Annotated in this window: 11 protein-coding genes; 4 read left to right on the forward strand and 7 right to left on the reverse strand. The window is 66.5% G+C overall.

What is annotated here, in order from left to right:
* Positions 1 to 82 precede the first annotated feature (82 nt).
* Together PI990_RS29900 and PI990_RS29905 are read right to left on the reverse strand one after the other, a co-directional pair.
* Entirely contained in the window at positions 83 to 1,873 is a 1,791-nt protein-coding gene (locus PI990_RS29900) for an acyl-CoA dehydrogenase C-terminal domain-containing protein (RefSeq protein WP_271659331.1), read from the reverse strand.
* A gap of 1 nt (position 1,874) precedes the next feature.
* Positions 1,875 to 3,113 carry a 3-hydroxyacyl-CoA dehydrogenase gene (locus tag PI990_RS29905; protein ID WP_271659332.1) on the reverse strand — a complete coding sequence of 413 codons (1,239 nt, stop codon included), beginning with the start codon at positions 3,111 to 3,113 and terminating at the stop codon, positions 1,875 to 1,877.
* A gap of 126 nt (positions 3,114 to 3,239) precedes the next feature.
* On the opposite strand from PI990_RS29905, the gene PI990_RS29910 reads away from it, so the two are divergent.
* Both PI990_RS29910 and PI990_RS29915 read left to right on the forward strand, forming a co-directional pair.
* Positions 3,240 to 4,142: a LysR family transcriptional regulator gene (locus PI990_RS29910; protein WP_043240449.1), complete on the forward strand. Its 903-nt coding sequence runs from the start codon at positions 3,240 to 3,242 to the stop codon at positions 4,140 to 4,142.
* Between the two features lie 266 nt (positions 4,143 to 4,408).
* Positions 4,409 to 4,927 carry a hypothetical protein gene (locus PI990_RS29915; protein ID WP_271659333.1) on the forward strand — a complete coding sequence of 173 codons (519 nt, stop codon included), beginning with the start codon at positions 4,409 to 4,411 and terminating at the stop codon, positions 4,925 to 4,927.
* A 69-nt stretch (positions 4,928 to 4,996) separates the two neighbouring features.
* On the opposite strand, the gene PI990_RS29920 is transcribed toward PI990_RS29915, so the two are convergent.
* The 4 genes from PI990_RS29920 to PI990_RS29935 form a co-directional block, all read right to left on the reverse strand.
* Positions 4,997 to 6,937 carry a RecQ family ATP-dependent DNA helicase gene (locus PI990_RS29920; RefSeq protein WP_271659334.1) on the reverse strand — a complete coding sequence of 647 codons (1,941 nt, stop codon included), beginning with the start codon at positions 6,935 to 6,937 and terminating at the stop codon, positions 4,997 to 4,999.
* A 278-nt stretch (positions 6,938 to 7,215) separates the two neighbouring features.
* Positions 7,216 to 8,760: a phosphoenolpyruvate carboxykinase gene (locus PI990_RS29925; RefSeq protein WP_271659335.1), complete on the reverse strand. Its 1,545-nt coding sequence runs from the start codon at positions 8,758 to 8,760 to the stop codon at positions 7,216 to 7,218.
* 439 nt (positions 8,761 to 9,199) lie between these two features.
* Positions 9,200 to 10,087 (reverse strand): Hsp33 family molecular chaperone HslO, encoded by an 888-nt coding sequence (gene hslO / locus PI990_RS29930; RefSeq protein ID WP_184489775.1) that lies wholly within the window; start codon positions 10,085 to 10,087, stop codon positions 9,200 to 9,202.
* A gap of 106 nt (positions 10,088 to 10,193) precedes the next feature.
* Complete coding sequence (locus tag PI990_RS29935) at positions 10,194 to 10,604, reverse strand: RNA-binding S4 domain-containing protein (RefSeq protein ID WP_184489776.1); 411 nt, start codon at positions 10,602 to 10,604, stop codon at positions 10,194 to 10,196.
* Between the two features lie 131 nt (positions 10,605 to 10,735).
* Here PI990_RS29935 and rimB point away from each other — a divergent pair, with 131 nt between their 5' ends.
* Positions 10,736 to 11,212 (forward strand): retropepsin-like aspartic endopeptidase RimB, encoded by a 477-nt coding sequence (gene rimB / locus PI990_RS29940; protein WP_021218610.1) that lies wholly within the window; start codon positions 10,736 to 10,738, stop codon positions 11,210 to 11,212.
* On the forward strand, positions 11,209 to 12,114 hold the full coding sequence (gene rimK, locus PI990_RS29945) for a 30S ribosomal protein S6--L-glutamate ligase (protein ID WP_021218609.1): 906 nt from the start codon (positions 11,209 to 11,211) through the stop codon (positions 12,112 to 12,114). Before rimB ends, rimK begins: the two co-directional genes overlap by 4 nt.
* A gap of 259 nt (positions 12,115 to 12,373) precedes the next feature.
* On the opposite strand, the gene PI990_RS29950 is transcribed toward rimK, so the two are convergent.
* A complete protein-coding gene (locus PI990_RS29950) occupies positions 12,374 to 13,117 on the reverse strand; it encodes a SapC family protein (protein ID WP_021218608.1) in 744 nt (247 codons plus the stop codon).
* Between the last annotated feature and the right edge of the window lie 25 nt (positions 13,118 to 13,142).

Below are 13,142 nucleotides of genomic sequence, written 5' to 3' on the forward strand. Positions count from 1 at the left end.
GTTGTGCTGTCGGGTTTGGCTGAGCGGGTGCTGCACAGGCGGGGGGACGGCGCTGACCGCCCTCCCCGCCGGTTGGACTCCATCAGAACGCGAAATGCGCCTCCGGCAGGGCCATCAGGCAGTCCGCGCCGCCCAGCAGCGACTCGCGGTGGCCACTGGCGCGGGGCAGCAGTCGGCGCACGTAGAAGCGCGCGCTGTGCAGCTTGGCCTGGTAGAAGTCCGCCTCGCCGGTGCCGCCGTCCAGGGCGTCCTGGGCGCGGGCGGCGGCCTGCAACCAGAGCCCGGCCAACAACACATAGGCCGAGTACTGGAGGAAGTCCACCGAGCAGGCGCCGATTTCCTGCGGATCATGGCGCGCGCGGTCGAGCACGGTGGCGGTGAGGTCACGCCATTCCTTGAGGCGCGCCAGCACGGCGCCGGCCAGTTCCGCCAGCTCGGCGCGGCCGGCCTGGGCCTCGGTCATGGCGGCCAGTTCGTCCTGCAGGGCGTACAGCTCGGCGCCGCCGTCGCCCATCAGCTTGCGGCGGATCAGGTCGAGGGCCTGGATGCCGTTGGTGCCCTCGTAGATCTGGGTGATGCGGCTGTCGCGCATCAGCTGCTCCATGCCCCATTCGCGGATGTAGCCGTGGCCGCCATACACCTGCACGCCGAGGCTGGCCACTTCCTGGCCCATGTCGGTGAAGAAGGATTTGACGATGGGGATCAGCAGCGCCGCGCGCTTGCCGGCGGCCTTGCGCGCCGCTGCATCGGGGTGGCCGTGCTCCAGGTCCAGCTGGCGCCCGCAGTAGGCGGCGAGCAGGCGACTGCCTTCCACCAGGGTCTTCTGGGTCAGCAGCATGCGCCGCACATCGGGGTGGTGGATGATCGGGTCGGCGGCCTTGTCCGGCTCGGCCGGGCCGGTCAGGGCGCGGGATTGCAGGCGCTCGCGGGCATAGGAAAGCGCCCCCTGGAAGGCGCGCTCGGCGATGCCCAGGCCTTGCAGGCCGACCTGGAAGCGCGCGTCGTTCATCATGGTGAACATGCAGGCCAGGCCCTGGTTGGCTTCGCCGATCAGCCAGCCGGTGGCCCCGTCGAAGTTCATCACGCAGGTGGCCGCGCCCTTGATGCCCATCTTGTGCTCGATGGCGCCGCAGGACAGGGCGTTGCGCGCACCCGGCGTGCCATCGGCGTTGGCGATGAACTTGGGCACCAGCAGCAGCGAGATGCCCTTCACCCCGGCCGGGGCATCGGGCAGGCGCGCCAGGACCAGGTGGACGATGTTGTCCGAGAAGTCCTGCTCGCCACCGCTGATGAAGATCTTGCTGCCGCTGACCTTGTAGCTGCCGTCCGCCTGGGGTTCGGCGCGGGTGCGCAGCAGGGCCAGGTCGGTACCGGCCTGGGGCTCGGTGAGGCACATGGTGCCGGTCCAGGTGCCGCCGACCATCTTGTCCAGGTAGGCCTGCTTGAGCGCCTCGCTGCCGTGCTTGTAGAGCGCCAGCACGGCGCCTTCGGTGAGGCCGGAATAGACGCGGAAGGACAGGCTGGCGGCCATCAGCATCTCGTGGAAGCTGGCGGCGACCATCTGCGGGAAGCCCTGGCCGCCATGCTCCACCGGGCCGGTCATGCTGGCCCAGCCGTTGTCGCAGTACTGCCTGTAGGCCTCGCGGAAGCCCGTGGGGGTGGTCACGGCGCCACCTTCGAGGGTCACGCCCTCTTCGTCGCTGGAGCGGTTCAGCGGGGCGATGACCTCGCCGGCGTAGCGCGCGCCTTCTTCCAGCACGCCGTCGATCAGCTCGCGGTCCAGGCCATTGCCCAGCAGTTCGCAGTGGCCGGCGACATCGAAGACTTCATGGAGCACGAAACGCATGTCGCGCAGGGGGGCGGTGTAGCTCATCTCAGGCTTCCTCTTGGCAATCGGCGAAGCGGCGGCCTTCGGCAGCCAGGCGCTGGATCAGGGCAGCGGGCTGCCAGTGCAGGCCGTGGCGGCCGGCGAGGTATTCCAGGCGCTCGCGGATGACCTCCAGGCCCTGGCCATCGGCCCAGCTCATGGGGCCGCCCTTGTCGGCGGGGAAGCCGTAGCCGTTGAGGTAGACGGTGTCGATATCGTCACTGGAGGCGGCGATGCCCTCTTCGAGGATCTTCGCGCCCTCGTTGACCAGGGCCAGCAGGCAGCGCTCGAGGATCTCTTCCTGGCCGATGCTGCGGCGCTCGAAGCCGAGCTGCTCGGACACCTGCAGCACCAGCGCGTCCACTTCCGGGTCGTGCTCGGCCTGGCGGCTGCCTTCGGCGTAGCGGTAGTAGCCCATGCGCGACTTCTGGCCGAAGCGGCCGAGGGCGCAGAGGCGGTTGTCCACCTGCACCGCCGGGTCGTCCTGGCCCTTGCCGGCCAATTCGCGGGCACGCCACTCCAGGTCGATGCCGACCACGTCGTACATGCGGAACGGGCCCATGGCGAAACCGAAGCCCTGCAGGGCGGCGTCCACCTGATGGGGGTAGGCGCCTTCGAGCAGCATCATCCGCGCCTCGCGCACATAGGTGCTGAGCATGCGGTTGCCGATGAAGCCGTCGCAGTTGCCGGCGATGACACTGACCTTGCCCATGCGCTGGCCCAGCACTAACGCGGCGTCGAGCACCGGCTTGGCGGTCTTGGCGCCACGCACGATCTCCAGCAGCTTCATGATGTGCGCGGGACTGAAGAAGTGCAGGCCGAGCACCTGCTCCGGGCGCGCGGTGACGGCGGCGATGGCGTCGATATCCAGCGCCGAGGTGTTGCTGGCGAGGATCGCCGACGGCTTCAGCCGGGCGTCCAGCTCGCGGAAGATCTGCTGCTTGAGTTCGAGGTTCTCGTACACCGCCTCGATCACCAGGTCGACATCGGCCAGGGCGTCGTAGTCGGTCACCTGGGTGATGCAGGCACGACGCGCGGCCGCCTGGGCCTCGTCGATGCGCCCCTGGCGCACATTGTGGGCGTAGGTGTCGGCGACCACGCCCAGCGCCTGCACCAGCATCTGCGGGTTGTTGTCCAGCCACAGCACCTGCACGCCGGCGTTGGCCAGGCTCATGACGATGCCCCGGCCCATGGTGCCGGCACCGATCACGGCGGCTTGTCGAATGTCGTTGGGGCTCTGGGTCATCGCATCGTCCTCTTGTTGTTCTGACAGGGCGCAGGCCTGCGCACGGGGAAACGAAAATCGCCAGACACCTTAAGGAAGCCGGTACTATTTTTGAAATTTAGTCTTGTGATAGGTCGTATTTCCACGGTGAATATCTCCACGTTCGATCTCAACCTGTTGCGCGTGCTCGACGCCCTGCTGCGTGAACGCAATGTCTCCCGCGCCGCCGAGCGCCTGTCCCTCAGCCAGCCAGCGGTGAGCAACGCCCTCAACCGCCTGCGCGAGCTGCTCGGCGACCCGCTACTGGTACGTGTGGGCCGCAGCATGCAGCCCACCCCTCGGGCGCTGGCCCTGGAGGCACCGATCCGCACCGCCCTGGCGCAGATCGAGCAGAGCCTTTCCGCCGGCGAGGCCTTCGACCCGGCGAGCAGCCGCCAGCGCTTCAGCATCGCCGTGACCGACTACGTGGAGCTGATCTGCATGACCCGCCTGCTGGAACGCCTCGCGGTGCTGGCGCCGGGGGTGCAGATCGCCATCAGCCACCTCAGCCCCAGCCTCCCCGCCGAAGCGCTGGACAAGGGCGAGCTGGACCTGGTGCTCGGCCGCTTCCAGAGCATTCCGCCACGCTTCGCCAGCCGCCGCTGGATGAGCGAAACCCTGCGCCTCACCGCCCGCCGTGATCACCCGCTGCTGCGCGGTGAGCCGGACCTGGAAAACTTCCTCAGGCTACGCCACCTCTGGGTCCATGGCGGCCAGACCAAAGGCATGGTCGACCTGTGGCTCGCCGAGCGCGGCCTGACGCGGCAGATCCTCTACACCACACCGAACTACCTGCAGGCGGCGCACATCGTCGCCGGCAGTGACCTGGTGGCGGTGCTGCCCACACAACTGGCCCAGTACTTCGCCCGCCTGCTGCCGCTGGAGCTGCACGAACTGCCCTTTGCCGTGGGGCCCTTCCACCTGGATGTGGTCAGCGTGCAGGCGCGGGAACGGGACGCGGCGCTGCAGTGGCTGATCGGGCAGATCCTCGAATTGGGCGAACCCGGCTGAGGGCCTACCGACGAACGGTTGCCAGGGCCTTTTCCGCACGTCCGTACCACCTTGCCGATTCACTTCCGCCACGCTGATCGCCGGCAGCCCCCATGAGCCGGGCGATGCAGGCGCGACGGGACGCTCCAGAGCGAAGCGGCGGGACAGGCGCAGGGGAGAAAAGTGCTAGACGATCGAGTCACCAGCCTTATGCGGGATCGGCCTAAAAGAAGGGTTTGCCCCGCCGTAGACTGAAACTCCCAGGCCAAAAAACCAGGGAGAACCCAATGGCTATCGCAATCACACCCTTAGGCCCGACGCCTTTTTTCAACGACACGCCGCTTACGCGGACCAATGACGCACTGGCGGTCAACGCCCAGCCCGGCGTGACCTCCGCCAACGCCATCGACACCCGTAACGAGCGGGCGCGTATCGCCCGTGAGGAAGCCCAGCAGCAGTTTGAAGAGAACCAGCAGCTGGCCCGGGAACGGGCGCAGGACCTGCGGGAAGAGCAGGCCCAGCAGCTCCGTGAGAACGCCGCCGAGACTGCCCGTCTGCAGCAGCAACAGCTCCAGCAGCAGCGGATCGCCGACTACGTCGAAGCCCAGCAGACCGATGACCTGAATCCCAACAACCCGCTGTCCGGGGACTTTATCGCCCGTCAGCGTCTGCAGCTGGACGGTAACCAGCAGGCCTTCACCCAGCCCGACCTGGGGCTGGTGACGCCGAGGCTGGCCAACCAGGCCATCTCCACCTACCAGGCCGTGCAGCAGCCCAGCTTCACCGACCGGGCCCTGGTGGCCTGACGAGGCGGTAGGCAGGCCATGGCCCGTGCCGGGTACGGGCCGTGGTGGATCCCTGGGCTGAAGCCCAGGCTACAGATCGAGCTGACGGCTGACCCAGTCGCGCACCTGCGCGTAGGGATAGTCCTCCAGCGCCGCGAAGCCCGGCAGGTTGCGGGCCTTCAAGCGGGTGAAGATCGGCGTGGCGATACCGCAGAGGAAGCGGGTGAGGCTCTCCGCCCCCACATCGCAGCCGTCGTATTCGTGCTGGCGCTGGCGGAAACCGCTGCAAAGCGCGGCAAAATCCTTCCCCTCCAGCGCGGGAAGCGCCGCCGGCTCGGGCAAGCGCGCCACCTGGCCCCGGCACACCGAACAGTGGCCGCACCGGGCGGGTGCCTGGTGGTCACCGAAGTAGGCGGCCAGGCGCTGGCTGAGGCAGCTGTCGCTGGCGAACAGCGCCAGCATGGCGTTGATGCGGCCGATCTCGCTGGCTTCCTGGCGCTTGAAGTAACCGTGCAGTTCGTCCGCCAGCGAGTCGGTGTCCCAGTCGCTGCGCAGCAAGGCGTAGACCTCGGTCATCTGCTTGCTTTCCAGCTCGATCCAGCCGCGCTCCTGAAAGAAATCCAGGGCCTTCACCACCCGTGCGCGCTCGGCCTGGTGCTCGTTATAGAGCCGGTCGAAATCCACCGTGCTCCAGGTGCGCGCCCGTTGCGAGGTGCTCACCAGCGCCTCGACGAACTGGCGCCGCTCGCCCTCGAACTTGGCCACCAGCGCCTCGGGCTCCACCAGGTACTTGAAGCGGTACTCGGCGAAGTAGGCGAACAGCGGCGCAATGATGCCGCGCAGCTCCAGCTGCACCAGCAGGGTCTTCAACGGCAGCTGGCGGATGTTGCTCTGGTCGGACAGGGCATTGAGGGTCAGCTCCCAGCGCCCACCCTCCCCGGCTGCGCCCTTGAGCTCCTGCAGCACACGGAGGATGCCGTTGCGCTCCGGCGTGTCGCCGTAGACGAAGTTCTCCAGCACGCTGAGGCCGTCGCGGTTGGCCAGCACCAGGCATTCCGAGCGTTGGCCGTCGCGCCCGGCACGGCCGATTTCCTGGCTGTAGTTCTCCACTGACTTGGGCAGGTCGTAGTGCACCAGGTTGCGCACGTCGCTCTTGTCGATGCCCATGCCGAAGGCGATGGTGGCGACGATCATGTCCACCTGCCCGGCCATGAAGCGCCGCTGCAGCGCCTCGCGCGCCTCATGGCCCATACCGGCGTGGTAGGCGGCGGCGGAAAGGCCGCTGCGCACCAGCGCCTCGGCCACCTGCTCAGCGGTTTTCTGCAGGGTCACGTAGACGATGCCCGGCTGGCCCTTGCGCGGCACCAGCCACTGCACCAGGCGCTGCATGCGCGCCGGGCCGGCCACTGCCTCGACGGCGAGGTCGAGGTTGCTGCGGTAGAAGCCGGTGGTGACTACGTCCTCGTCGGCAATGGCGAACTTGGCCTGCATGTCGGCGATCACCGCCGGCGTCGCCGTGGCGGTCAGCAGCAGCGCCTGGGGAATGCCGAACTGGCGCTGGTAGTCCGGCAGCTTCAGGTAGTCGGGGCGGAAGTTGTGGCCCCACTCGGAAATGCAGTGGGCCTCGTCCACCACCAGCAGGGAAATCGGCACCTGCTGGATGAAGCCACGGAAGCGCTCGTTCTTCAGGCGCTCCACCGAAATCATCAGGATCTTCAGCTCACCCGAACGCGCCCGCGCCATGACGGCGGCGGCTTCCTCGCGGCTCTGCGCGGAGTCGATGCTGGCGGCGGCGATGCCGTGGCGATGGAGGAAGGCCAGCTGGTCCTGCATCAATGCCAGCAGCGGCGAGACCACCAGGGTCAGGTGCGGCAGGTGCAGGGCCGATAGCTGGTAGCACAGCGACTTGCCGGAACCGGTGGGGAAGATCGCCGCCGTCGAGCGGCCGGCCAGCACCGAGCGGATGGCCGCTTCCTGGCCGGGGCGGAAGGCGTCGTAGCCGAAGGTGGCGGCGAGGGTGTTGCGAGGCATGGCTTCACTCCATCGAAAGGGGCCGTCGATCATGGCCAGAAGCGCAACGCAGCAGCGCCGCGACAGTGCAGGGCGTTGGCCTGTATGCCCGTAGGATGGCGTAGAGCGCAGCGAAACCATCATCGCCCGCTCCTGGCATCGCGGCCCGGTTCAGGCACCGCCGGTGGATGGGAAAAGCGCCATCCACCCTACGCCACCCTCGACTCCGAGCACCCGGAATTCCCGGGGCGACCAATGAAAAAGCCGCCCGGAGGCGGCTTCTTCTACAACGGGCTCGCTTACAGCTGCGGGCCGGCGTTGCGGATGGCGTCGGAGACGTCGAACTTCTTGAAGTTCTCGATGAACTTCTCGGCCAGGCCCTTGGCGGCTTCGTCGTAGGCAGCCTTGTCAGCCCAGGTGTTGCGCGGGTTGAGCAGGTTGGTCTCGACGCCCGGAACGGCCTTCGGCACGTCCAGGTTGATCAGCGGCAGGTGCTCGGTTTCGGCACCGATCAGAGCGCCGCTCTGGATGGCCGCGATCACGCCACGGGTGGTCGGGATGTTGAAGCGCTTGCCAACACCGTAGCCACCACCGGTCCAGCCGGTATTGACCAGGTACACCTTGGAGCCGAAGCCCTTGATGCGCTTGATCAGCAGCTCGGCGTACTCGCCAGCCGGGCGCGGGAAGAACGGCGCGCCGAAGCAGGTGGAGAAGGTCGACTTGATGCCGCCGCCGGAACCCATCTCGGTGGAACCCACCAGGGCGGTGTAGCCGGACAGGAAGTGGTAGGCCGCCTGCTCGTTGTTGAGGATCGACACGGGCGGCAGTACGCCGGTCAGGTCGCAAGTCAGGAAGATCACCGCGTTCGGCTCGCCGGCACGGTTGGCCTCGACGCGCTTCTCAACCAGCTCCAGCGGGTAGGCCGCGCGGGAGTTCTGGGTCAGGCTGTCGTCGCTGTAGTCGGGCAGGCGGGTTTCCGGGTTGAGCACGACGTTTTCCAGAACGGCGCCGAACTGGATGGCTTTCCAGATCACCGGCTCGTTCTTCGCGGACAGGTCGATGCACTTGGCGTAGCAGCCGCCTTCGATGTTGAACACGGTGCCCACGCCCCAGCCGTGCTCGTCGTCACCGATCAGGTAACGGCTTTCATCAGCGGACAGGGTGGTCTTGCCGGTGCCGGACAGGCCGAAGAACAGGGTGGTGTCGCCGTCTTCGCCGACGTTGGCGGCGCAGTGCATCGGCAGCACGTCTTTTTCCGGCAGCAGGAAGTTCTGCACGGAGAACATGGCTTTCTTCATTTCACCGGCGTAGCGCATGCCGGCGATCAGCACTTTCTTGGCAGCGAAGTTGAGGATCACGCAGCCATCGGAATTGGTGCCATCACGCTCCGGTTCGCAAACGAAGTTCGGGGCATTGATGATCTGCCATTCCTGGCGGGCCTGCGGGTTGTACTGTTCCGGGTTGATGAACAGGCAACGGCCGAACAGGTTGTGCCAGGCGGTTTCGGTGGTCATCTTGACCGCCAGGTAATGCTCGGGATCGGAACCGACGTGAACGTGGGAAACGAAACGCTCGCGCTCGGTCACATAGGCTTCGACGCGGGTCCACAGGGCATCGAACTTGTCGGCCGGGAACGGACGGTTGATGGCGCCCCAGGCGATCTTGGAGTCGGTGCTCGGCTCCTGAACGATGAAGCGGTCAGCCGGAGAACGGCCGGTGCGGTGACCGGTCCTAACTACCAGCGAACCGTTGGCGGCCAGCTCACCCTCGCCACGGCGGATGGCCTCTTCGACCAGTTGCGCGGCGCTGATATCGGTGTACACGGCGGTATTGGCTTGCGTCATGTGGTTCCCCGTCGGCGAGAGGCCGAGTCCTCCAATCAAATATGTAGTGGGCTATGCGACCCGCTACAGCGAAAAAAGTGCGCCGGATTATGCCAGAGGAACTATGGCTTAGGCGAGATGACTGGACGTAAGGCAGACGATACGGGCGTTTCAGTCAGACCGGGCACCCGGCAGCGCGACTCAGGTACGCGCTCGACCGACGAATGGATAGCTGGAAATGACCATTTCGAATATCCGGGTCACGAGCGGAACGACAAGCGCCAAGACGAGGCCAGACGGGCGCTGGCGGAGATATCCACAGGCCCGGGGGGCGCTACGGCACACTACAAATTGGTAGGAAACTTATTAGTTTGGCCAGATAGCTGGAAGCCTGAAGCTGGAAGCTTGAAGAAAGAGCAGAGCAGCCTCCAACTTCTAGCTTCCGGCTTCCAGCTTCCGATCAGTGCTTTGTGCTAGACGGCGCCGCGCTGCCGCCGCCGGCGAACAGCTGGGCCACGTCGGCGGCGTCGAAGCTGTAGCGCTGGTTGCAGAACTGGCAGTCGATCACCACCGTGCCGCCGTTCTCTTCCAGCAGGGCGTCGGCGTCAGCGTGACCGAGGCTGACCAGGGCGTTGGCCGAGCGCTGGCGCGAGCAGCTGCAGCGGAAGCTGATGGCGAGGGGGTCGAACAGGCGCACCTGCTCCTCGTGGTAGAGGCGGTGCAGCACGGTTTCGTTGTCCAGGCTCAGCAGTTCCTCAGCGGTGAGGGTGTCGGCCAGGGCGGTGAGGTGCTGCCAGCTGGCGGCACGGGCTTCCGGGTCCTTGAGGCGGTCGGCCGGCAGGGCCTGGAGCAGCATGCCCCGGGCGTTGCGGCCATCGGCGTTGAGCCAGAAGCGGGTCGGCAGCTGTTCGGAGTTGGCGAAGTAGGCCGAGAGGCTTTCCGCCAGGTTGGCGCCTTCCAGGCTGACGATGCCCTGGTAGCGCTGGCCCTGCTTGGGATCCACGGTGAGGGTCAGCACGCCTTCGGGCATCAGCTCGTGCAGGCCGGCACCGGCCACCACCTGGTCGGCGTGGTAGCGGGCGATGCCGCGCAGTTCGCGGTCGCTGGAGCATTCCACCATCAGCAGCGGCACGGCGCCGGAAGAGCGCGCCTGGAGCACCAGCAGGCCGTCGAACTTCAGCGTGCCCACCAGCAGCGAGGCGGCGGCGAGCATTTCGCCGAGCAGCTGCGCCACCGGCTCCGGGTAGGGGTGCTTGGCCAGCACGTGGGCGTAGCTCTCGCCGAGGGAGGCCATTTCGCCGCGCACGTCGGTATCGTCGAAAAGGAAGCGCTGGGTGTTATCGGACATGACGGACTCGCTGCGTCTGGGGGCCTGCTCGGCCGAAAGGCTGGCGATTTTAGGTGCAAACCCCCGAGGCGACCAAGCGCCGGTTGTCTACCGGCCCCATGGCGGATCAATCGTCGACAAAGTCACCGGCGCCGCCGCGTAGGTAGTGGATCTGCCGGCGCTGCTTCTTGGTCGGCCGGCCTTCAGTCTGCACGCCCAGGGCGCCGGCCTTGCGCATGGCGGCCGCCTCTTCGCGGCGGCGCACGCTGTCGGCGGTCTCCTCATAGAGGGTCTGCGCCTCGGGCGCGCCACGGCGCACCACGGACAGCGCGCGGACCACCACCGTGCGCTCGTCGAAGCCGGTGCGGATCACGTACTCGTCACCGATGCGCGGCTCCTTGCCCGGCTTGCAGCGGTCGCCCCGGTGGTGGACCTTGCCGCCGTCGATGGCTTCCTTGGCCAGGGCGCGGGTCTTGTAGAAGCGCGCCGCCCACAGCCATTTGTCGAGGCGTACCTTGTCGTCGTCTTTGTCGCTCATGCCACGGTTTCCATGCTGGCAGGCTGCACTGGCTCGCAACCTGAAAATTTGCGTCCCGGGCGCACGCCGGGCCGGATGCAGTTGTCACAAGGGGCAACTAGAATGCCGACAACTTTAGCGGAAAGCCTGCATTGAAGACTTTCGACCAACTCTCCGTGATCGGCCTGCGTGAATGGATAGCCCTGCCGGAACTCGGCATGGTCGGCCTGCGCGCCAAGATCGACACCGGGGCCAGCACCTCCACCCTGCATGCCAGCGACATCGTGCCCTTCGAGCGCGACGGCGAGCGCTGGGTGCGCTTCACCGCGCACCTCGGCACGCTGGTGCAGCGGCGTCACCGCTGCGAGGCGCAGGTGGTGTCGGTGAAGACCATCAAAAGCTCCAACGGCCAGGCCCAGAGCCGCTACGTGATCAGCACCACGGTCGCCCTGGGCGATCGCGCCTGGCCGATCGAGTTCACCCTGGCCTGCCGCAAGACCATGCGCTATCGCGTGCTGATCGGTTCCAAAGCCCTGGTGGACGGCCAACTGGTGGTCAACCCGGCCCTTAGCTACGTACAGGACAAGCCGACCCTACCGGCCTTCGACTCCCTTCCAGGTGCCCAATGAGAATTGCCGTTCTGTCGCGCAACCCGCGTCTGTATTCGACCCGTCGCCTGGTGGAAGCCGGCCAGCAGCGCGGGCATGAGATCCAGGTGATCGACACCCTGCGTGCGTACATGAACATCGCCAGCCACAAGCCGCAGATCCACTACCGCGGCCAGCCCCTGGAAGGCTTCGATGCGGTGATCCCGCGCATCGGCGCCTCGGTGACCTTCTACGGCTGCGCCGTGCTGCGCCAGTTCGAGATGATGGGCGTGTTCCCGCTCAACGAATCGGTGGCCATCAGCCGCTCGCGGGACAAGCTGCGCTCCCTGCAACTGCTCTCGCGCAAGGGCATCGGCCTGCCGGTGACCGGCTTCGCCCACTCCCCCGACGACATCCCCGACCTGATCCGCATGGTCAACGGCGCCCCGCTGGTGATCAAGGTGCTGGAAGGCACCCAGGGCATAGGCGTGGTGCTGTGCGAGACGGAAAAGGCGGCGGAATCGGTGATCGAGGCCTTCATGGGCCTGAAGCAGAACATCATGGTGCAGGAATACATACGCGAGGCCGGCGGCGCCGACATCCGCTGCTTCGTGGTGGGCGACAAGGTCATCGCCTCGATGAAGCGCCAGGCCAAGCCGGGCGAGTTCCGCTCCAACCTGCACCGTGGCGGCAGCGCCAGCCTGATCAAGATCACCCCGGAAGAACGCATGACCGCCATCCGTGCCGCCAAGGTCATGGGCCTGTCGGTGGCCGGCGTCGACATCCTGCGCTCCAACCACGGCCCGCTGGTGATGGAGGTGAACTCCTCCCCCGGCCTGGAAGGCATCGAAGTGACCACCGGCAAGGACGTTGCCGGGATCATCATCGAGCACCTGGAAAAACACGCCGGCCCCAATATGACCCGTACCAAGGGCAAGGGCTGAGCCCGCCCTCGCTCCCCCGACGGGGCGATGGGCTTCCGTAGGGTGGGTAGAGCTCGGCGAAACCCACGCGGTGGAGGTGCCGGGAATCCGGTAGTCATGCCCAGCACCGCAGGGGTCGCACCCAGCACATCCCGCCATACGCCGAGCCCATCCAGCGCCCACACAAAAGCCGCCGGGTTTCACCCGACCTACGGATGCATCAAGGAAGTCGTTGTGCTGAAAAAGGCTCCGCCCCCGGCCGGGAGCGGAGCCGCACCCATCAATGGGTGGTGGTTTCGCCGGCCGCTTTCTTCGCCAGGTAGTGGGCGAACAGCTGGTTGGCGTTGCCCAGGGAGATCAGGTGGGCGTAGATCCAGCCGAGGAAGCCGGATTTGTGCAGGTCCAGCACCTTGTCGTCGGAAAGGGCCAGGAAGCGCTCCTCGTCCACCGCCAGGAAGTCGCTGAGCACGAAGCTCTCGCCATTGCTGTGGCTGAGCTTGAGGCTGCGGGTGGAGAGCAGTTCCAGTTCGTTGAGCTTGTCGACGAAGCGGCGGGTGCGCTCCATCTCGGTGGTGAAGTTCTGCAGGAACTGGATCATCTCTTCGAGGAAGGGGCTGTTCTGGCCCTCTTCGTCGAACAGCTCGCGGCCCTCTTCCTCGTTCCAGCCCGAGTAGGCGGCGTCGAAGCAGACGGTGAAGTTCTCCGCACTGTCCTGGGCCAGGACGAAGGGATAGCGACGCACGAAGGCCGGGATGTAGCAGTTTTCCTGCCACAGGTTGTTGGCGTCGACGTAGCCGTTGTGGCCGGCCTTAAGGCCCAGCAGCGCGATGGGGACGGCCTGGGCACCCTCGCCGATGAACACGATCGGGTAGTGGCGCGACGCCTGGAAGAACTCCAGGCCCGCCAGGGGCACCAGGTGGGTGCTGGAAGCGAATTCGCTGTTCTGGAGGCTGGCGAGTTTCAGCGAGCGGTGCTCCTCGCGGTTCAGCGCCTTGATTTCCTTGTACAGCAGCAGCGTGGTCATTACGTGGGTCTCCTGAGAAAAACGA

Origin of the sequence: Pseudomonas sp. TUM22785 (genome assembly GCF_028198105.1) — a bacterium.
GTDB lineage: Bacteria > Pseudomonadota > Gammaproteobacteria > Pseudomonadales > Pseudomonadaceae > Metapseudomonas > Metapseudomonas solani.

Bases quoted from the DNA above. Each gene is read 5' to 3' on its own strand.
- PI990_RS29900 (WP_271659331.1), bottom strand. From the start codon at position 1,873: ATGAGCTACACCGCCCCCCTGCGCGACATGCGTTTCGTGCTCCATGAA.
- PI990_RS29905 (WP_271659332.1), bottom strand. From the start codon at position 3,113: ATGACCCAGAGCCCCAACGACATTCGACAAGCCGCCGTGATCGGTGCC.
- PI990_RS29915 (WP_271659333.1), top strand. From the start codon at position 4,409: ATGGCTATCGCAATCACACCCTTAGGCCCGACGCCTTTTTTCAACGAC.
- PI990_RS29920 (WP_271659334.1), bottom strand. From the start codon at position 6,937: ATGCCTCGCAACACCCTCGCCGCCACCTTCGGCTACGACGCCTTCCGC.
- PI990_RS29925 (WP_271659335.1), bottom strand. From the start codon at position 8,760: ATGACGCAAGCCAATACCGCCGTGTACACCGATATCAGCGCCGCGCAA.
- hslO (WP_184489775.1), bottom strand. From the start codon at position 10,087: ATGTCCGATAACACCCAGCGCTTCCTTTTCGACGATACCGACGTGCGC.
- PI990_RS29935 (WP_184489776.1), bottom strand. From the start codon at position 10,604: ATGAGCGACAAAGACGACGACAAGGTACGCCTCGACAAATGGCTGTGG.
- rimK (WP_021218609.1), top strand. From the start codon at position 11,209: ATGAGAATTGCCGTTCTGTCGCGCAACCCGCGTCTGTATTCGACCCGT.
- PI990_RS29950 (WP_021218608.1), bottom strand. From the start codon at position 13,117: ATGACCACGCTGCTGCTGTACAAGGAAATCAAGGCGCTGAACCGCGAG.